Origin of the sequence: Streptomyces sp. 351MFTsu5.1, assembly GCF_000383655.1 — a bacterium.
Taxonomy (GTDB): Bacteria; Actinomycetota; Actinomycetes; order Streptomycetales; family Streptomycetaceae; genus Streptomyces; species Streptomyces griseorubiginosus.
The window spans coordinates 138,899-157,948 of sequence record NZ_KB911795.1; the positions used below are offsets into that span (position 1 = coordinate 138,899).

Annotated in this window: 19 protein-coding genes and 1 riboswitch; of the genes, 12 read left to right on the plus strand and 7 right to left on the minus strand. The window is 72.5% G+C overall.

Annotated features, from left to right (window positions below; translation table 11 throughout):
- The first annotated feature begins 140 nt into the window (after nucleotides 1-140).
- From H295_RS0135145 to H295_RS0135165, 5 genes are all read left to right on the plus strand, one after another.
- Nucleotides 141-794 carry a class I SAM-dependent methyltransferase gene (locus tag H295_RS0135145; RefSeq protein ID WP_020140046.1) on the plus strand — a complete coding sequence of 218 codons (654 nt, stop codon included), beginning with the start codon at nucleotides 141-143 and terminating at the stop codon, nucleotides 792-794.
- Between the two features lie 22 nt (nucleotides 795-816).
- The gene (locus H295_RS0135150; protein WP_028810030.1) at nucleotides 817-1,725 is read left to right on the plus strand and encodes an N-acetylmuramoyl-L-alanine amidase; all 909 of its coding nucleotides are present in this window, start codon (nucleotides 817-819) and stop codon (nucleotides 1,723-1,725) included.
- 86 nt (nucleotides 1,726-1,811) lie between these two features.
- Complete coding sequence (locus H295_RS0135155) at nucleotides 1,812-2,648, plus strand: DUF5336 domain-containing protein (RefSeq protein WP_051135666.1); 837 nt, start codon at nucleotides 1,812-1,814, stop codon at nucleotides 2,646-2,648.
- 340 nt (nucleotides 2,649-2,988) lie between these two features.
- On the plus strand, nucleotides 2,989-3,999 hold the full coding sequence (locus H295_RS0135160) for an LLM class F420-dependent oxidoreductase (RefSeq protein ID WP_028810032.1): 1,011 nt from the start codon (nucleotides 2,989-2,991) through the stop codon (nucleotides 3,997-3,999).
- Nucleotides 4,000-4,039: 40 nt separating this feature from the next.
- Nucleotides 4,040-4,333 carry a hypothetical protein gene (locus H295_RS0135165; RefSeq protein ID WP_028810033.1) on the plus strand — a complete coding sequence of 98 codons (294 nt, stop codon included), beginning with the start codon at nucleotides 4,040-4,042 and terminating at the stop codon, nucleotides 4,331-4,333.
- A gap of 79 nt (nucleotides 4,334-4,412) precedes the next feature.
- Here the strand turns inward: H295_RS0135165 and H295_RS0135170 are convergent, their stop codons facing one another.
- Genes H295_RS0135170 through H295_RS0135180 form a run of 3 tightly spaced genes read right to left on the minus strand, consistent with a single transcriptional unit; the run spans nucleotide 4,413 to nucleotide 7,842 of the window.
- Nucleotides 4,413-5,483 (minus strand): prenyltransferase, encoded by a 1,071-nt coding sequence (locus H295_RS0135170; protein ID WP_020140052.1) that lies wholly within the window; start codon nucleotides 5,481-5,483, stop codon nucleotides 4,413-4,415.
- A complete protein-coding gene (locus tag H295_RS0135175; RefSeq protein ID WP_020140053.1) occupies nucleotides 5,480-6,223 on the minus strand; it encodes a class I SAM-dependent methyltransferase in 744 nt (247 codons plus the stop codon). Before H295_RS0135175 ends, H295_RS0135170 begins: the two co-directional genes overlap by 4 nt.
- Nucleotides 6,217-7,842: a glycosyltransferase family 4 protein gene (locus H295_RS0135180; RefSeq protein ID WP_020140054.1), complete on the minus strand. Its 1,626-nt coding sequence runs from the start codon at nucleotides 7,840-7,842 to the stop codon at nucleotides 6,217-6,219. Before H295_RS0135180 ends, H295_RS0135175 begins: the two co-directional genes overlap by 7 nt.
- Before the next feature lie 227 nt (nucleotides 7,843-8,069).
- Between H295_RS0135180 and H295_RS0135185 the strand changes: the two genes are divergently transcribed.
- Nucleotides 8,070-8,705, plus strand: a complete 636-nt coding sequence (locus tag H295_RS0135185; protein ID WP_020140055.1) for a TetR family transcriptional regulator — start codon at nucleotides 8,070-8,072, stop codon at nucleotides 8,703-8,705.
- Nucleotides 8,706-8,756: 51 nt separating this feature from the next.
- Here H295_RS0135185 and H295_RS0135190 read toward each other — a convergent pair whose 3' ends face one another.
- The 4 genes from H295_RS0135190 to H295_RS0135205 form a co-directional block, all read right to left on the minus strand.
- Nucleotides 8,757-9,029 (minus strand): hypothetical protein, encoded by a 273-nt coding sequence (locus H295_RS0135190; protein ID WP_020140056.1) that lies wholly within the window; start codon nucleotides 9,027-9,029, stop codon nucleotides 8,757-8,759.
- 43 nt (nucleotides 9,030-9,072) lie between these two features.
- Complete coding sequence (locus H295_RS0135195; RefSeq protein WP_020140057.1) at nucleotides 9,073-9,936, minus strand: tetratricopeptide repeat protein; 864 nt, start codon at nucleotides 9,934-9,936, stop codon at nucleotides 9,073-9,075.
- 104 nt (nucleotides 9,937-10,040) lie between these two features.
- Nucleotides 10,041-10,274, minus strand: coding sequence for a ferredoxin (locus H295_RS0135200; protein ID WP_020140058.1), 234 nt, complete (start codon nucleotides 10,272-10,274; stop codon nucleotides 10,041-10,043).
- A 4-nt stretch (nucleotides 10,275-10,278) separates the two neighbouring features.
- A complete protein-coding gene (locus H295_RS0135205) occupies nucleotides 10,279-11,736 on the minus strand; it encodes an aldehyde dehydrogenase (RefSeq protein WP_020140059.1) in 1,458 nt (485 codons plus the stop codon).
- Between the two features lie 168 nt (nucleotides 11,737-11,904).
- Here H295_RS0135205 and H295_RS0135210 point away from each other — a divergent pair, with 168 nt between their 5' ends.
- The 6 genes from H295_RS0135210 (at nucleotide 11,905) to H295_RS0135235 (ending at nucleotide 18,869) form a co-directional block, all read left to right on the plus strand.
- Complete coding sequence (locus H295_RS0135210; RefSeq protein WP_020140060.1) at nucleotides 11,905-12,930, plus strand: MBL fold metallo-hydrolase; 1,026 nt, start codon at nucleotides 11,905-11,907, stop codon at nucleotides 12,928-12,930.
- Nucleotides 12,931-13,023: 93 nt separating this feature from the next.
- Nucleotides 13,024-13,096: riboswitch (cobalamin riboswitch) on the plus strand.
- Between the two features lie 132 nt (nucleotides 13,097-13,228).
- Nucleotides 13,229-14,404, plus strand: coding sequence for a prenyltransferase/squalene oxidase repeat-containing protein (locus H295_RS0135215; RefSeq protein WP_020140061.1), 1,176 nt, complete (start codon nucleotides 13,229-13,231; stop codon nucleotides 14,402-14,404).
- Nucleotides 14,401-15,051 carry an SCO2322 family protein gene (locus tag H295_RS0135220; protein WP_020140062.1) on the plus strand — a complete coding sequence of 217 codons (651 nt, stop codon included), beginning with the start codon at nucleotides 14,401-14,403 and terminating at the stop codon, nucleotides 15,049-15,051. Before H295_RS0135215 ends, H295_RS0135220 begins: the two co-directional genes overlap by 4 nt.
- Entirely contained in the window at nucleotides 15,044-16,228 is a 1,185-nt protein-coding gene (locus tag H295_RS0135225) for an energy-coupling factor transporter transmembrane component T (RefSeq protein WP_420706282.1), read from the plus strand. The genes H295_RS0135220 and H295_RS0135225 overlap by 8 nt, the downstream gene beginning before the upstream one ends.
- On the plus strand, nucleotides 16,225-17,994 hold the full coding sequence (locus H295_RS0135230; RefSeq protein WP_020140064.1) for an ABC transporter ATP-binding protein: 1,770 nt from the start codon (nucleotides 16,225-16,227) through the stop codon (nucleotides 17,992-17,994). The genes H295_RS0135225 and H295_RS0135230 overlap by 4 nt, the downstream gene beginning before the upstream one ends.
- Nucleotides 17,991-18,869, plus strand: coding sequence for an ECF transporter S component (locus tag H295_RS0135235; RefSeq protein ID WP_020140065.1), 879 nt, complete (start codon nucleotides 17,991-17,993; stop codon nucleotides 18,867-18,869). Before H295_RS0135230 ends, H295_RS0135235 begins: the two co-directional genes overlap by 4 nt.
- Nucleotides 18,870-19,050: the final 181 nt, after the last annotated feature.

The following is a 19,050-nucleotide window of genomic DNA, read 5'->3' on the forward strand; positions in this document are numbered from 1 at the left end:
ACCCACACACCAACGCGCGCGCCCGATCCACCGACCCGCCGCAACAGCTCCACCGCTCCACCGATCCGTACGACCGACTCGCACGAGCGCCCCGTACAACCAACCGGCACAAACAACCCCGCACCACCGAGAGGAACCCCATGGCCGCGGCCGCACCCAAGCCCGAGATCCTCGCCTCCTTCGAGGCCGCGAAGGGGTTCATGCCCCTGGGCGAAGGGCTGGCCCTGTACGAGGCCGCTCTGGAGGCCGGGCGGCTCGGGCTGCCGCTGCTCGAGGTCGGCACGTACTGCGGCCGCTCGGCGATCCTGCTCGGGGACGCCGCCCGGGAGGCCGGGGTGGTCGCGCTGACCGTCGACCACCACCGGGGCAGCGAGGAGCAGCAGCCGGGGTGGGAGTACCACGACCCGGAGACCGTCGATGCCGAGCTCGGCGTGATGGACACGCTGCCGGCCTTCCGGCGGACCCTGTACCGGGCCGGCCTCGAGGAGCACGTCGTCGCGCTGGTCGGACGGTCGCCGCAGATCGCGAAGGTCTGGGGGACGCCGCTCGGGCTCGTCTTCGTCGACGGCGGCCACACCGACGAGCACGCGAACGCCGACTACGAGGGCTGGGCCCCCCACGTGACCGAGGGCGGACTGCTCGTCATCCACGACGTGTTCCCGGAACCGGAGGACGAGTTCACCGGTCAGGCGCCGTACCGGATCTACCTACGGGCCCTCGCCTCCGGCGCCTTCACGGAGGTCTCCGCCACCGACTCGCTCCGGGTGTTGCGGCGGACGCGGGCGGGGATCTGAGCGTCGTATTAGAGTCGCAGGCGTGTCGTACGCAGGCCCTGAATTCGAGTCCCCGCAGCCGCGCCGCCCCCGCCGCCGGCCCCTGACCCTCGCCCTCGCTGTACTGGTGCCGGGCGCGCTGCTCGGGTGGCTGCTGTACGAGGGGGTGGGCGGGGCGGCCGACGCAGGCGGCGGGACGACGGCCGCGGTGGGCAAGGTGACGAGCACCGCTCCGCCGAGCGTCTCCTCCACCACCGCCGACGACAGGAGGCCGCCTCTCCCGCTCAAGGGGAAGGTCGTCGTCATCGACCCGGGTCACAACCTGACCAACTTCCGGCACACGGCCGAGATCAACCGCAAGGTCGACATCGGTACGAACCGCAAGGAATGCGACACGACGGGGACGTCCACCAACTCCGGTTACGCGGAGGCCAAGTTCACGCTCGACGTCGCCCACCGGCTGCGCACGCTGCTGGAGCGGCAGGGCGCCACGGTGAAGTTGACGCAGGACGCCGACCGTCCCTACGGCCCCTGCGTGGACGAGCGGGCGCGGATCGGCAACAGGGCCAAGGCCGATGCGGTGGTGTCGATCCACGCGGACGGCGCGGGCTCGGGCCAGCGCGGCTACCACGTGATCCTGCCGGGCCGCGTCCACAAGGGCATCGCCGACACCCGCCGTATCGTCGCCCCCTCCGCCACCCTCGGGAAGCGCATCGCGGCCGACTTCAAACGCGTGACGGGCACCAAGCCCTCCAACTACGTCGGCCACGGCACCGGCATGGTCACCCGCACCGATCTGGGCGGCCTCAATCTGTCGACGGTCCCCAAGGTCTTCATCGAATGCGGCAACATGCGCGACAGCAAGGACGCGGCGTTGCTCACCAGCGCGGCCTGGCGCCAGAAGGCCGCGCAAGGAATCTCTGAGGGAATCGTGAGTTTCCTGCGCGGGTGACGATCAGCGCGCTGCACCCGTCGTACGCTCCGCCAGGGCGGACGATAGGGTCTACCGACGACGAGACGACCTACGAAGGACCTGAAGTGAATATCCGCTCTCTCACTCGAGGCGACGGCGTGGTGATCGGAGCAGCGGTATTGCTGTTCATCGCGTCGTTCCTCGACATCTACGCGGTCGACGGGGCTCCGGACGACGCCGAACTCCCCAACTCCTGGGAGAGCGGCCCGGTTCTGATGGGGGTCGTCCTCGCGGGCCTCATCGGTGCCGGGCTCGTCGTCGCCTCGCGCGGCCTGCCGCAGGTCCCCAAGGTGGCGGGCCTCGACCTCGGCCAGTTCGGCGTCGCGTTCACCGTGTTCGCCGCCTGGACCGCGCTCGGGAACATCTTCGACCCGCTGGGCGGCACCGACAACGCGGGCTCCGGTTCGGGCAGTGGTGTCAGCGCCGGTATCGGCCTGATCCTCGCTCTCGTCGCGACCCTCGTCATGGCCGGCGCCGCCGTCGCCACGCCGCTCGTCCCCGCCCTCCAGGCCGGTCTGGTCCCGGCCCCCAAGCCGCCCCAGCCGCAGCCCTACGGCGCCCAGCCGCCCGGTGGTTACGGCTACCCGGGCGCCCAGCAGCCGGCGCAGGGCGGTCAGCCTGGTCAGCCCTACGGCGGTCAGCCGCAGCCCGGTCAGCCCTTCGGCGGGCAGCCGCAGGCCTCGGCCCCGCAGCCGCCGGCCGCGGAGTTCTCGCCGTTCTGGTTCGCCGTGCCGGTCCCGCGTCCGCTGTTCGCGGAGGACGGTTCGCCGACGCCGATCGCCGAACTCGCGCCGGGCACCTGGTACTTGGCCGTGGAGCAGCGCGGTCCGAGTCTGGTCGCCCAGACGCAGGACGGGCGCCGCGGAGTGCTCCAGGACACGAGCGGCATCCAGCGCGGCTGACCCCTTCGAGGTCGTACGACGGCCCCTCGCCCTTTCCGGGCGGGGGGCCGTCGCCGTTCCCGCACCTTCCGGGCGGGAGGGCGGGGGCCTCGCCGTTCACGACACTGACGGTCGGTGGCCGTTGGGCGACAGCGCCCCTTCCCGTCGGTGGCCGTTGACAGCGCGCGCACCTTCTGGACCGGGGCAGGTGACCGTGCATGCCCCTTCCCGTCGGCGGCCGTTGACCGTGCGCGCACCTTCCAGACCAAGGGCCGGTGACGTGCGCGCCCCTTCCGGGCCGGGGCCAGGTGCCGTACATTCTCGGACGGTCCCGATATCTGACATACCGTCAGGAGGCGTCGTGCGGCTCGGTCTTGCGCTTGGTTACTGGGGTCGCGGTCCCTCCCCCGACCATGTGCCGCTGGCCCAGGAGGCCGAGCGGCTCGGCTACCGCTCGGTGTGGACGGCGGAGTCGTGGGGGTCGGACGTGTTCACCCCGCTCACCTGGATCGCGGCGCGGACGTCGACGATCGGGCTGGGTACGGCGGTTGCGCAGATGGCGGCCAGGTCGCCCACCACGACCGCCATGCACGCCCTCACCCTGGACCATCTCTCCGGCGGCCGGGTCATGCTGGGCCTCGGCCTGTCCGGCCCGCAGGTCGTGGAGGGGTGGTACGGGCGGCCGTTCCCGAAGTCGCCGCTGACCGCGACCCGGGAGTACGTCGAGGTCGTACGGCAGGTGCTGCGGCGGGAGGCGCCGGTCGCCTCGGAGGGGCGGTTCCATCCGCTGCCGTACCGGGGGCCGGACGGGACGGGTCTCGGCAAGGCACTGAAGCCGATCACCCATCCTCTCCGCTCCGACCTGCCGATCCTGCTCGGTGCCGAGGGGCCGAAGAACATCGCCCAGACGACCCGGATCGCGGACGGCTGGCTGCCGTTGTACTGGTCGCCGACCCGTCCCGAGGTGTACGAGGCCTCGCTCGCCGACGCCCCGGAGGGGTTCCTCGTCGCGCCCATGGCCCAGGTGCGGGTGTGCGACGACGTGGCCGAAGGGCTGCTGCCCGTCAAGACGATGCTCGGCTTCTACATCGGCGGGATGGGGCACGCGGCCCGCAACTTCCACGCCGACCTCATGGCCCGGATGGGGTACGAGGAGGAGGCCCGCAGGATCCAGCGGCTGTTCCTGGAGGGACGGCGCGAGGAGGCGGTGCTCGCCGTGCCCGACGCGTTCGCCGACGAGATCTCGCTGGTCGGTCCGCGTGAACGGATCGCCGAGCGGCTGGAGTTGTGGCGCAAGGGGCCGGTGACGGACCTGTTGGCCCTGGCGCCGGACGCGCACACTCTGCGGGTGCTGGCGGAGCTCAACGGATGATGCCAGGTTTCGTTCGAGCAATCCCGGCCATTCGAACACCATGTCCACTCATACGCGCCGTGGTGCCAATTCCGCCGGGACGGTCATAGCGGTCGTCGCCGACATCATGGCCCTCATCCTGGGCCTGTGGATCCTGATGTACCTGCTGGACGCCAACCGCGGGAACGACTTCGTGCAGTTCATCCACGATGCCGCCCGCTGGCTCGCCGGCTGGTCCTACGACCTCTTCACCTTCGACGAGGCCTGGGCCCGAGTAGTCGCCGGCTACGGCCTGGCAGCGGTGGTCTACCTGTTCGTCGGCCACGCGATCGCGAACCGGGCCCACCGTCACTGAATCCGGTCAGGGGCGCGGGGAACTGCGCGACCAGCCACGGATCATCCGCAGCCGCCGTCGGGCAGAAGTCCCCGCGCTCTCAGGCGCAGCAGTCCGGGTCCAACCCCAGCGGCAGACGGTCCCCGCCGAACACCGCGCACGTGGCCTCGTGGCCACCGAGCGCGGCGACGGCCAGCAGCAGTGAGCCCGCCGTCCAGGTCGTGAGTTCGCGGGGCCAGATCGCCTGGTCCTCGAACACGAACCCCGTCCAGTACAACCCGCTCTCCGGGTCCCGGAGATGCTGGATGGACTGGAGGATGTCCAGCGCCCGGTCGGACTCGCCGGTCGCCCACAGGGCGAGGGCGAGTTCGGCCGACTCCCCGCCCGTCACCCACGGGTTGGGGACGACACACCGCACGCCGAGACCGGGCACGACGAACCGCTCCCAGCCCTCCTCGATACGGGACTTGGCCTCCGTACCGGTCAACGCCCCGCCCAGGACCGGGTAGTACCAGTCCATGGAGTAGCGGTCCTTGTCGAGGAAGCGCTCGGGGTGGCGACGGATCGCGTGCCGCAGGGCGCCGAGGGCCAACTCCCAGTCCGGCTGCGCCTCTTCGCGCTGATCGGCAATCGCGAGAGCGCACCGCAGCGCATGGTGGATCGACGACGACCCGGTCAGCAGGCCGTCCGCGACCGCCGTACCGTCCTCGTCCCGCTTCCAGCCGATCTGCCCGCCCGGCTGCTGGAGCGCCAGCACGAACTCCGTCGCGGCGTACACCGCGGGCCACATCCGGTCCAGGAAGGTGTCGTCGCCGGTGGACAGGTAGTGGTGCCACACCCCTACTGCTATGTAGGCGACGAAGTTCGTCTCGCGCCCCCGGTCGGTGACCTCCGCGAAGTCGCCGTCCTGGTAGGCCGCGTACCAGGAACCGTCCTCGTTCTGGTGCCGGGCGAGCCACTCGTAGGCCCGCTCGGCGGCTTCGTGCTCGCCCGCCGCGTCCAGGGCCATCGCGGCCTCGGTGTGGTCCCACGGGTCGAGGTGGTGCCCGCGGAACCACGGGATGGCGCCGTCCTCGCGCTGCACGGCCAGGATCCCGGCGACGGTCCCGGCGGCCTGCTCGGCGGTCAACACCCCGGGCAGGACGAGGTGTTCGGTACGCGGAGTCGTCACCGCGCGTCCACGGAGGACACGGCGGGCAGGTGCGGCTTGGTCGCGTAGGCCACGAAGCTCTTGCCGATCAGGGGGTTGAGGGCCTGTTCGGCGACCCGCGTCGCCAGCGGCTTCTTCATGATGTCCCAGACGAGGAGCTTGTGGTACGCCTTCACCGGCAGCGCCTTGTCGTTGTCGACGCCGAACGCGCACTTCAGCCACCAGTACGGGGAGTGCAGGGCGTGCGCGTGGTGGGTGCCGTACGGCTTCAGCCCGGCCTCGCGGATCTTCGCGAGCAGCTCGTCCGCCTTGTAGATGCGGATGTGGCCGCCCTCGACCTCGTGGTACGCGTCGGACAGCGCCCAGCAGACCTTCTCGGGGCCGTAGCGCGGCACGGTGATCGCGATCCGGCCGCCGGGCCTGAGCACCCGGACCATCTCGGCGAGGACGCCCTTGTCGTCGGGGATGTGCTCCATGACCTCGGAGATGATCACGACGTCGAAGGACTCGTCGGGGAAGGGCAGGGCGAGCGCGTCGCCCTCCATGGCGGTGGCCGTGGCGCCCTCGGGGGCCTCGCCGGCCTCCTTCATCGCCGCGAACCACTTGGCGACCTCGCGGATCTCGTCGGCGTTCTGGTCCAGGGCCACGACCTGGGCGCCGCGCCGGTAGCACTCGAACGCGTGCCGGCCGGCCCCGCAGCCGAGGTCCAGGACGCGGTCGCCCGGCGCGAGCGGAAACCGGGAGAAGTCGACGGTCAGCACGTGGCCCTGCTTTCGGGATAGACACCGGTGTCGGAGGGGGAGGCGGCGGGATTGCCGGGACCGGCGGACCCGGCACCGGCCCGGGCGGCCGCCGGCCCGGGGACGGCGACGGCGGACGGCTCGGGAACGGCGGTGGCGGCCGGCTCGCCACCCTCCACGGCCGCCGCTTCCGCCTCGCGGCTCACGGGAACCGCAGGCGCCTCGGGAGCGGAAGCAGCCGCTGGGGTCGCGGCAGCGGGAGATGCGGTGGCGGGAGGAGCCGAGTCGGCCGCAGCAGCCGCAGAGCGCGCTCGGGTCCGGACCGTCGGGCGGACGGCAGTCCGTCCCGCACCGGCGGCGATCGCCTCCCGGTACCGGGTCACCGTGCCCTCGGCGGCGCGGGCCCAGGTGAAGCGGGCCAGGACGCGCTCGCGTCCCGCCGCTCCGAGCCGGGCCCGCAGGTCCGGGTCGCCCAGCAGTCGGCTCAGCGCCACCGCCAGCGCGCCGGGGTCCCCCGGCGGTACCGCGAGGCACGTCTCGCCGTCACGGCCGGCGACCTCGGGGATCGCGCCGCCCGTGGTCGCGACCAGCGGGGTGCCGGTCGCCATCGCCTCGGCGGCCGGGAGGGAGAAGCCCTCGTAGAGCGACGGCACGCAGGCGACCTCCGCCGAGCGGACCAGGTCGACCAGTTCCGCGTCCGAGATGCCCTTCACGAAGTCCACGGCACCTTCGAGGCCGTAGCGCTCGACGGCGGCCGCGACCGGGCCCTCGGCCGGGCGCTTGCCGACGACGACCAGGTGCGCGCCGGGGTGTTCGGTGCGCACCTTCGCGAGCGCCTCGACGAGGAAGACCAGGCCCTTGAGGGGGACGTCCGCGCTGGAGGTCGTGACGATCCGGCCGGGGACGACCGGCACGGACGGGTCCGGCCTGAACAGGCTGGTGTCGGCGCCGATGTGGACGACATGGATACGGTCGTCGCGGACGCCGAGGTGGTCGACGATCTCCTGGCGGGAGGTGCCGGAGACGGTGAGCACCGAGGGCAGCCGGCGGGCCACCCGCTTCTGCATCCGGGTGAAGGCGTACCAGCGGCGCTTGGACATCCGCTGCTGCCAGCCCTCGGCCGCGTCCAGCTCCAACTGCCGGTCCACGGTGATCGGGTGGTGGATGGTGGTCACGAGCGGCGCGCCGATGTCGCCCAACAGGCCGTAGCCGAGCGTCTGGTTGTCGTGGACGACGTCGAACTCACCAGTGCGGGCCCGGAGATGGCGTCGGGCCCGCAGGGAGAAGGTGAGCGGCTCGGGGAAGCCGCCGGTCCACATCGTGGCGACTTCCAGGGCGTCGATCCAGTCCCGGTACTCGTCGCGTTTCGGGGTGCGGAAGGGGTCCGGGGAGCGGTACAGGTCGAGGCTGGGCAGCTCCGTGAGGGGGACGCCCCCGTCGAGGACGGGATACGGCTGGGAGCCGATCACCTCGACGCGGTGCCCGAGGCGGGCCAACTCGCGTGAGAGGTGCCGTGTGTAGACCCCCTGACCCCCGCAGAACGGGTTCCCCTTATAGGTGAGGAGCGCGATACGGAGCGGTCGCTCGCCGTCGGCGGCCAGGTCCTCGGAAGACCCCGCCTGACTGGCCTCAGCGGTCACTCTGGGCCCCCTTCTGCCTGCACTGTCCCGCGAGATTACGACGAGACGGTAATCTAGAACAAGTTTCAGACTTGATCGTTCAGGAGGCTCTGAATCTACCGGCAGGTAGGAGTCCTGTGAGCGGTGGATCAGGTGATTCACGCCACGAACGCCGCGCCCGCGTCACGGCCCGGCACCCTGTCATGCTGAGTGATCACACGCCCTCACGGACTGTCACGGAACCCAAGGTGGACAAGGTGGCCAAGCCGCCCAGAGTCGAAGCCAGTACCGCGCGACCCGACGCGCCGCCGCTGACCGAGCGGCAGGAGGCGCGGCGTCGCCGCATCCTGCACGCGAGCGCGCAGTTGGCGAGCCGGGGCGGGTTCGACGCGGTGCAGATGCGGGAGGTCGCGGAGTCCTCGCAGGTGGCGCTCGGCACCCTCTACCGGTACTTCCCGTCCAAGATCCATCTGCTGGTCGCCACCATGCAGGACCAGCTGGAACACATGCACGGCACGCTCCGCAAGAAGCCGCCGCAGGGCGAGACCGCGGCCGAGCGGGTCGCGGAGACCCTGATGCGGGCCTTCCGCGCCCTCCAGCGCGAGCCGCATCTGGCGGACGCGATGGTCAGGGCGCTGACCTTCGCGGACCGCAGCGTGAGCCCGGAGGTCGACCAGGTCTCCCACCAGACCACGCTGATCATCCTGGACGCGGTGGGCCTCCAGGACCCGACGCCGGAGCAGCTCTCGGCGGTCCGCGTGATCGAGCACACCTGGCACTCGGCACTGATCACCTGGCTGTCGGGCCGTGCCTCCATCGCCCAGGTGAAGATCGACATCGAGACGGTGTGCCGCCTGATCGACCTGACGGAACCACGGCGGTAGGCCTCCTGGCCCACGCGGCTGCCTCGCCGGGCACCCGTGCCGTACGGCCGGCTAGGACTTGTACGGCCGGTCCTCGGCGGGCCGCTGGTGCCCGCACGGCACCAGGTCACCGTTCCTGTCGAGGACCTCGGCGTCATGACCCCCGTTCACCCACACCGTGATGCCCTGGTCATGCACGACCACGTTGAACGGCGACTGCTCCGGCTCCGTCTCGGTCACCACCGTGAACTCCTCACCCGGACGCAACCAGTGATCGGTTCCCCACGGCTCGACCCACAGGCAGACCATCTCGCCGGTCTCGTTGCTCACGCTCGTCCGGGACACGCTCGAACCTTGCCAGCGACATGACCGGCCGGACAAGCCCTGGCTATCCGACCGTCGCGAGTCCGCTCCAGGTCCGTCCGATTCCCGGCTCCCCCGCCCAGCGCTCCAGGAGCCGCCTGGCCTCCTCCTCTGGGGCGGCGAGGGAGATCTGCTGGGCGCCGGTGTCGACGGTGCGCTGCTGCTCGTGGGTGCCCTCGCTGCAGCAGGCGCACAGCATGCGGACGCCGCTCGCGGGCTCGGCACCGAAGCCGTGGTCGGTGAAGAGGGCGACGAGTGCCTCCAGGTCGGCCGCCTCGCCCGCGGCCACGGTGACCTCCAGGGTGGGCAGCGGGGAGGCCTCGAAGAGCAACAGCTCGTCGAAGACGGGGTAGTTCGAGCCCTCGACGACCCGCTCGCCCTTGGGCTCGCCGTCGTGCACGACGATCTCGCCGTAGCGCCGACCGCCCGTCACGGGCACGTTGACGACCCGGCCGCGGGTCGGGCACAGCCGCTCGATCCAGACGACCTCGCGCTGACCGCCGGTGTCGAGGCGGACGCAGGCGTGCCCGAAGCGGCCGTCGATCTGCCCCTCGCCGTCCGGGAGTCGGATGCCGAATCCGGTCCAGGCGTCACGGGCGGTCGCCCAGTCCCGCTGGATCGTGGCCGCGATGCCGAGGTTCCAGTACGCCGGGTCGCCCTCGCCGCGGGGGCTGCGGGCGACCGCCTCCCGGCCCAGCTCGTACGCCTTGGCCCAGTTCCGCAGGAACTTGTGGGCGAGCGCGGCGTCGTACCACCACACCGCGCTCACTTCGAGGTCCGGGAAGTGCGCGAGCACCCGCTCGTACAACTCGGCGGCCCGCAGCCACTCCTCGGCGTCCCAGGCCGCACGCGCCTGCTCGATCAGCTTCTCGGCCTCGGACTTGGTCATGTGTTCCACCCCTGCTGTACGACGACCGCAGGAGCGTACGCGGTCGCGCCCGGGGCACGGACACCGGACCGGCACCGACTACTCCGCACCGGCACCGGCACGGACTACTCCTCCGGCGGAAAAACCGGCTCCCCGTTCCCCAGCAAGCTGATCATGATCGCCTCGACCGGGCAGTTCTCGGCGGCGGCCAGGATCCTCTCGTGGGCGTCGGTCTCCGGGTCGGTGGGGTGGGACTGGCGGGCGGTGTCGAGGTGGAAGCCGTCCGGGGCGGTGTGGACGCACTGGGCCGAGCCGATGCACAGGGAGCGGTCGACCTCGACGTGCCAGCGGTCCCCCATCGCCTCAGCCCTCCCAGCCGGCCGGCAGGTGGATCATCTTGTGCTCCAGGTACTCGCCGAAGCCCTCCGGGCCGAACTCCCGCCCCACACCGGAGTTCTTGTAGCCGCCGAAGGGACCGAGCATGTCGAGGCTGAAGGTGTTGACGTTGTACGTGCCGGTGCGCACCTGCTTCGCGACCTCGATGCCGTGCGCCACGTCGGCCGTCCACACGCTGCCCGAGAGGCCGTAGTCGGAGTCGTTGGCGATCTTCACCGCCTCGGACTCGTCGCCGTACGGCAGCAGACAGATCACCGGGCCGAAGATCTCCTCCCGCGCGATCCGCATCGAGTTGTCGACGTCCCCGAAGAGGGTCGGCTCGACGTACCACCCGCGGTCCAGGCCGGCGGGGCGTCCGCCGCCCGTGAGGATCTTCGCGCCCTCCTCCTGGCCGATCCTGATGTAGTCGAGGTTGCGGCGCTGCTGGCGTTCCGCGACCAGGGGGCCGACCTGGGTCGCCGGGTCCAGCGGGTCGCCGACGACGAGTGAACTCGCCGCCGCGGCAAGGGCTTCGGCGAACTCGTCGTAGCGGGAGCGGGGCAGCAGGATGCGGGTCTGGGCCACGCAGGCCTGGCCGTTGTTCATCCACGCGGACGGGACGATCCCCGCGACGGCCGCCTCGACGTCCGCGTCCGGCAGGACGACCGCCGCCGACTTGCCGCCCAACTCCAGTGTCACGCGGGTGAGGTTGCGGGCGGCGACCTCCATCACGCGCTTGCCCGCGCCCACCGAGCCGGTGAAGGAGACCTTGTCGATCCCGGTGTGTCCGACCAGGTACTCGCTGACCTCGCGGTCGGCCGGGAGGATGGACAGCACGCCCTCCGGCAGCCCGGCCTCCCGGGTGATCTCGGCCAGGATGTAGGCGTCCAGCGGCGACTCGGGCGACGGCTTGAGCACCACCGTGCAGCCGGCGAGCAGCGCGGGCGCGAGCTTGGCTGCGGCGACGAACTGCGGGACGTTCCACGGGACCACGGCCGCCACGACCCCTACCGGCTCGCGGCGCACGAGGATGCGGCCGAGGACTCCGTCGCGCTGCTCCTCGTAGGTGAAGTTGCGGGCGACCGTGATCGCGGAGTCCCAGACCATCATCGCGCCGAGGGCCTGCGCGAGGACGCTCCAGGAGTACGGGGAGCCGTTCTCGGAGGAGATCACGCGGGCGATCTCCTCGTGCCGTATCGCGATGGCGTCCTTGATCCTGGTGACGACCTCGATGCGTTCGTCGAGCGTCATCCGGGGCCAGGGTCCCTCGTCGAAGGCGGTGCGGGCGGCGGCGACGGCCGCGTCCACGTCCGCGCGGGAGGCGTGCGGGACCCGGCCGATGACCTCCTGGGTGTGCGGGGAGATCACCTCGATGACGTCCTCGCCCAGGGGGTCGGTCAACTCCCCGCCGATGAACAGCTGTCCGTGTTCCACGAGCTCGGTCATGGCGAACGCCTCCCTGCGGCGGCTTGCTGACGATCCATCAGATACGGAACTGATACCAGTTCCACTTCGAGGAGTCCACGGACCGCGCACCACGGCCATTGGTGACCTCGGGCTACCGTCGAAACCCGTTCTAGTTATAGTGACGGGGACGCGGTGATTGGGGAACTCATGGCGCAGGTGCACGACCACGGCGGCGGTGTCAGGTCCGTTCAGGTGCCGATCCCCGACAACCCTCTCGGCCACACGCTCGTGTACGTCGTCGAGACCGACCGGGGCCCGGTGCTGGTCGACACCGGATGGGACGACCCGGACTCCTGGGACACCCTCGCCGCGGGACTGACCGCGTGCGGGACCGGCGTCGGCGAGATCCACGGGGTCGTCATCACCCACCACCACCCCGACCACCACGGCCTGTCCGGGCAGGTGCGCGAGGCCTCCGGCGCCTGGATCGCGATGCACGCGGCGGACTCCGCGATCGTGCGGCGCACCCGGGAGACACGGGCCGAGCGCTGGTTCACCTACATGACGGCCAAGTTGGAGGCCGCGGGCGCCCCCGAGGAGCACATCGCCCCCCTGCGCACCGCACGCCGTCGCCGACTCCCGGGCTTCTCCCCCGCCTTGCCCGACCGCGAGATCGTCCCCGGTGAGCTCCTCGACCTCCCCGGCCGCAGACTCCGTGCGATCTGGACCCCCGGGCACACCCCCGGCCATGTCTGCCTGCACCTGGAGGAGGAGCACCCCGCCCGACTCCCCGGTCACGGGCGGCTGTTCTCCGGCGACCACCTGCTCCCGGAGATCACCCCGCACATCGGCCTGTACGAGGACCCCGACGACACCACCGTCACCGACCCTCTCGGCGACTACCTCGACTCCCTGGAGCGGATCGGCCGGCTCGCGCCCGCCGAGGTCCTCCCGGCCCACCAGCACGTCTTCACCGACGCGAGCGCCCGGGTGGAGGAGCTGCTCGCGCACCACGAGGAACGCCTCACCGACCTGCGCTCCCTCCTCGCCGAGCCCCTCACCCCCTGGCAGCTCGCCGAGCGCATGGAGTGGAACCGGCCCTGGGCACAGATCCCGTACGGCTCCCGCAACATCGCGGTCTCGGAGGCCGAGGCGCATCTGCGGCGGCTGGTGAAGCTGGGGCGCGCGGAGGCAATGGCGGGGAGCGATCCGGTGACGTACGTGGCGGTATAGGGACGAACGACCACCATCGAGACCTCACAGGCGGCCCTCAGCGGCTTCTCTACGGGCGAGTACAGTAGCCAGGTCGTCATCACACCCGTACGGGGGGAAGCCGGTGCAATTCCGGCGCTGACCCGCAACCGTGAGCCGCCGGTCACGGCGGTGAGCCGGACTGCCCCGCACGGTTCGTGACCGGCTCGCGCATCGGCAACCGGCCGGTGCACGGCACCGTCGAGGTATACGGAGCCGAGCCGCCCGGGGCTCCTCCCGTGCTGCCCGGCTCCCGCAGGGAGAAGGGCATCCGCCGATCATGAACGTCCGCCGCAGCGCAGCGGTCCTGGCCGCCACCGTCGTGATCGGCGCGGCCGCGCCCGCCGTCGCCGCCTCGCCGTCCCCGTCGCCGTCCCTGCCCTCGGGGCTGTACGGCAGCGGCGACCCCACGTACGACGGGGTCTGGCGGCAGTCCTACGCCCTGATCGCCCTGCACCGCGTGCACGCCCCGCTCCCCGCCGAGGCCGTCGACTGGCTGGCCGGACAGCAGTGCGCGAACGGGGCCTTCCCGGCGTACCGCGCGAACCCGGCCAAGGCCTGCGACCCCAAGCTGATGGTCGACACCAACAGCACCGCGGCGGCCGTCCAGGCCCTGTCCGCGGCCCGCGGGCACGCCGACGCGGTCACGAAGGCGGTGTCCTGGCTGAAGTCCGTCCAGAACAAGGACGGCGGCTGGGGTTTCGCCCCCGGCGGGGCCAGTGACGCCAACTCGACGTCCGTGGTGATCGGCGCCCTCCTCACCCAGGACCTCTCCGTCCCGGAGGTCAGGAGCGGCACGAAGTCGCCCTACGACGCCCTGCTGAAGCTGTCCCTGCCGTGTGCGGACGGCGGCGCCTTCGCCTACCAGCCGGACAAGAAGGGCAAGCTCAGCGCCAACGCGGACGCGACCGCGGCGGCCGTCGTCGCCGTCCTGGGGGGCGGCCCGCTGACGGCGAAGGCCGACGTCCGGGGAGAGATCGCCTGTGCCGACCTGCCCGACCTCACTCCGCGGCAGGCCGCGGCCAACGGGGCCTCCTATCTCGCCGAGTCGGTCGCGAAGGACGGCTACCTGAAGTCCGCCCTCCCCGGCGCCGAGGACCAGCCCGACTACGGCAACACGGCGGACGCGGTCGTCGCGCTGGCCGGGCAGGGCGGTACCGGGGCCGCGCGGAAGCCCCTGGCGTGGCTGGAGCGGAACTCCGCGAAGTGGGCCGAGCAGAGCGGTCCGGCGGCCTACGCCCAGTTGATCCTGGCCGCCGAGACGGGCGGCGCCGACCCGAGGGACTTCGGCGGCAAGGACCTGGTGGAGCAGCTGACCGAGAGCGGCCCGACACCGGTCGCCGCGTCGAAGGACGACTCCGGCGTCTCGCCGTGGTGGATCGTGGGCGCGGGTCTCGCCGCCGGCGCGGGCATCGGTTTCCTCATCAGCGGCCGCAACAAGAGGAAGCGGCCGTGATCCGCCGGGCGGCCCGCCCCACCGTCGCGGCGGCCCTCCTCGCCGTCCTGGCGGGGCTGCTCCTCGCCGTGGCGGGACCGGCCCGGGCCACCGGCTACCGCTACTGGTCCTTCTGGGACCGCGCGGGCACGAGGTGGACGTACGCCACGCAGGGGCCCTCGACCGCGGTCCCCTCGGACGGTGACGTCCAGGGCTTCCGTTTCGCGGTGAGCGAGGACTCGTCGGACGCGAGCAGGCCGCGCGGGACGGCGTCCTTCGCGGCGATCTGCGCGCACACGCCGGCCCAGGCGGGCCGCAAGCGCGTCGCCCTGGTCATCGACTTCGGCACGGCCGCGGACGCGCCCTCCGGTGAGAAGCCCCCGGCGGGGCGGGACGCCTGCGCGGTGGTGGACCGCGACGCGACGACGGCGGAGGCCCTGGCGGCGGTCGCGAAGCCGCTCCGGTACGGCACGAACGCCCTGCTGTGCGCGATCTCGGGGTATCCGCAGGCAGGTTGCGGCGAGGCGGTGACCGGGGCGAGGAAGCCGGCCTCCGCCGAGAAGAAGCACGACGGCGGCCCGTCCGTGGGGCTGTGGGCGGGAGCGGCGGCCGTGCTGGCCCTGGCCGCGGCGGCTGCCTGGCAGGCGAGGCGCCGCCGCCATGCGTGACAACGCCGGGGCGCCTTCCGGCGCGAGGCCTCGCGGCACCGGCGTGAGCGTGAGACCGGACACCGGCGCCGACCAGCCCCCTCGCCCCGTCGCCGACCGGCCCCCTCGCCCCGTCTCCCTCCACCCGGGTGCCTGGTGGCTGTGGGCCCTCTCGCTCGGTGTCGCGGCCACCCGGACCGGCAACCCGCTGCTCCTCGCCCTCCTCGTCGCCGTGTCCGCCTATGTGGTGGCCGCCTGCCGCCGTCCCTCCCCCTGGGCCCGCTCCTACGCCGCGTTCCTCAAGCTCGCTCTCGCCGTCCTCCTCGTCCGTCTCGTGTTCGCCGTCGTCCTCGGCTCGCCGGTCCCCGGCACCCATGTCCTGGTCACACTCCCCGAACTCCCCCTCCCCGAGTGGGCGCAGGGCATCCGGCTGGGCGGCAGGGTGACCGCGGAGTCCCTCGTCTTCGCCCTCTACGACGGTCTGAAACTGGCCGCGCTCCTCATCTGCGTGGGCGCGGCGAACACCCTCGCCAACCCGCACCGCCTCCTCAAGTCCCTCCCCGGCGCGCTCTACGAACTCGGCGTCGCCGTCGTCGTGGCGCTCACCTTCGCCCCCCACCTCATCGCCGACGTCCAGCGGCTGCGGGCCGCCCGGCGTCTCCGCGGTCGCCCGGACACCGGTCTGCGGGGCCTCCTCCAGGTCGGACTCCCGGTCCTGGAGGGCGCGTTGGAGCGTTCGGTCGCCCTCGCCGCGGCGATGGACGCCCGCGGCTACGGCCGTACCGCCGAGGTCCCGCCCCGCGTCCGCCGGACGACCACGGCCCTCACCCTCGGCGGTCTGCTCGGGGTCTGCGCGGGAACGTACGGGCTGCTCACCGCCGAAGGCGGCACGTACGGCCTCCCCGTCCTCCTCGCCGGCCTGACCGCCGCCCTCGCGGGGCTGCGTCTGGGCGGTCGCCGCACGCCGCGCACGCGGTACCGGCCGGACCGCTGGACTCCGCGTGCCTTCCTGGTCGCCGGTTCCGGCGCGGCCGTCGCCGCGGCGATGTCCGTCGCGGCCGTCACCGACCCGGCCGCCCTGAACCCAGGCGTGGTCCCGCTGGTCGCGCCCACCCTGCCGCTGTGGCCCGCCGCGGCCGTCCTGCTGGGCCTCCTGCCGGCCTTCCTCGCCCCCGCCCCCAAGGAGCCGTCGCCGTGATCCGCTTCGAGGACGTCTCCGTGACGTACGACGGGGCCGCCGAACCCACCGTCCAGGGCGTCGACTTCGAGGTGCCCGAAGGTGAACTGGTGCTGCTCGTGGGCCCGTCGGGCGTCGGCAAGTCCACGGTTCTCGGCGCGGTCAGCGGACTGGTCCCGCACTTCACCGGCGGCACCCTGCGCGGCCGGGTCACGGTGGCCGGCCGCGACACCCGCACCCACAAGCCGCGTGAACTGGCCGACGTGGTGGGCACGGTGGGCCAGGACCCGCTGTCCCACTTCGTGACGGACACGGTCGAGGACGAACTCGCGTACGGCATGGAGTCGTTGGGCCTGCCCCCTGCGGTGATGCGCCGCCGGGTGGAGGAGACGCTCGACCTGCTGGGCCTGGCCCCGCTCCGCGACCGCCCCCTGGCCACCCTCTCCGGCGGCCAGCAACAGCGGGTGGCGATCGGCTCGGTCCTCACCCCGCACCCCGAGGTCCTGGTCCTGGACGAACCGACCTCGGCCCTGGATCCCGCGGCGGCCGAGGAGGTCCTGGCCGTCCTCCAGCGCCTGGTCCACGACCTCGGCACCACGGTCCTCATGGCCGAACACCGCCTGGAACGCGTCATCCAGTACGCCGACCAGGTCGCCCTCCTCCCGGCCCCGGGCGCCCGCCTGCGGGTGGGCACCCCGGCCGGGATGATGGCCGAGTCCCCGGTGTACCCGCCGGTGGTGGACCTGGGCCGGCTGGCGGGCTGGTCGCCACTGCCGCTGACGGTGCGGGACGCCCGGCGCAGGGCGGGAGACCTGAGGGAGCGGCTGGCCGGGCACGTGGCCGAGGTAAGCAAGCCCGGGGGCAGCAGGCCCGAGGACGGCGCACCCGCGGCCGCCGACGGCAGGACCGCCCCACAGGGGCCACCCGCACCCGACCACGAAAGCGAAACGGTTGGTGTGGGTGGGAACCCCGGGACGCCCCGCCGAAGGCGGGCGTTCCGCACCCGTCCCAGCCACCTCACGGCGAACCCCGCGGACGTCACCGCCCACGTCACCGCCCTCTCCGTCCGCCGAGCCCACGTCCAGGCCCTGCGCCACATCGACCTCACGATCCGCCCCGGCGAGACCATCGCCCTCATGGGCCGCAACGGCGCCGGAAAGTCCACCCTCCTCAACACCCTCGTAGGGCTCGTGGCACCGAGCACCGGCACGGTCGAGGTCGGCGGCGCCCCGCCTCACCGCACCCCGCCCCGGGACCTCGTCCGCCGGGTGGGCCTCGTCCCCCAGGAACCCCGCGACCTCCTCTACGCGGACACCGTCGCCGCGGAGTGCCGGGCCGCCGACAAGGACGCCGCCGCCGTACCCGGCACCTGCCGCGCCCTCGTGACCGACCTGCTCCCGGGAGTCACCGACGACACCCACCCCCGGGACCTCTCCGAGGGCCAGCGCCTCGCCCTCGCCCTCGCCGTGGTCCTGACCGCCCGGCCACCGCTGCTGCTCCTGGACGAGCCGACCCGCGGCCTGGACTACGCGGCCAAGGCCCGCCTGGTGGGCCTGCTGACGGACCTCGCCGCCGCCGGCCACGCGATCATGCTGGCCACCCACGACGTGGAACTCGCCGCCGAGCTCGCCCACCGGGTCGTCCTGCTGGCCGAGGGCGAGGTGATCGCCGACGGTCCGGCGGCGGACGTCATCACGTCCTCCCCGTCCTTCGCACCCCAGGTCAGCAAGATCCTCGCCCCGCAGCGCTGGCTCACGGTGGCCCAGGTGCGGAAGGCCCTGTCATGACCGAGGTCCCCGGCGAAAAAGGCCCGGCCACGACCCAGGCCCCCGGCAGGCCCCGCACACCCCGCACCACCAGAGCCGTCCGCCTCGGCCCCCGCTCCCTGCTCACCCTCGCCCTCGTCAGCGCGGTGGGCGTCGCGGCCTTCGGCTGGCCCTTCCTCGCCCCGCCCGACTCGCAGGTCGGCAGCCACACCCAGGACGCCCCCTGGCTCTTCGCCGGACTGCTCGTCCTCCTCGTCGCGGTGGTCGCGGCGGCGATCGCGGAGTCCGGACTGGGCCCCAAGGCCGTGGCGATGCTCGGCGTGCTCGCCGCGACCGGGGCCGCCCTCAGGCCCATCGGCGCGGGCACCGCCGGTATCGAGCCGATGTTCTTCCTGATGGTGCTCAGCGGCCGGGTCCTCGGCCCCGGCTTCGGCTTCGTGCTCGGCAACGTCACGATGTTCGCGTCCGCCCTGCTCACCGGCGGGGTCGGCCCGTGGATGCCGTTCCAGATGCTGGCGATGGGCTGGTTCACGATGGGCGCGGGCCTGCTGCCGGTGCCCGCCCGCGCACCGGGCCGCACCGAGGTCCGGATCCTGGCCGCGTACGGCTTCCTCGCCGCCTTCGCCTACGGCACCGCCATGAACATGGCCGGCTGGCCCTTCATGGGCGCCCTCGCCTCGAACATCGCCTTCGACCCGCACGCCGGCGTCCCCGCCAACCTGGCCCGCTTCATCGCGTACTGCCTGGCCACCTCGCTCGGCTGGGACCTGGGCCGGGCCCTGATCACCGTCGTCCTGACGCTCACCCTCGGCCCGGCTCTCCTCAGGGGGCTGCGCCGGGCCACCCGCCGAGCCGCCTTCGAGGCCCAGGTCACATTCGAGGGGCCCGAGCGGTGAAGCACCCCACATGACGCAGCTCACCTACGAAGCGGAACAGTAGGTGAATTTCGGACATAACACCCAGCAGGCACCCCCTCTGACCTGCGCTTTGCGAGCCAGGTCACACCGGCGGTGATACCCGGCGATTCGACCACAACTAGTAAAAGGGGTCATTGCGGACGCCTTCCGGACCTGTTTC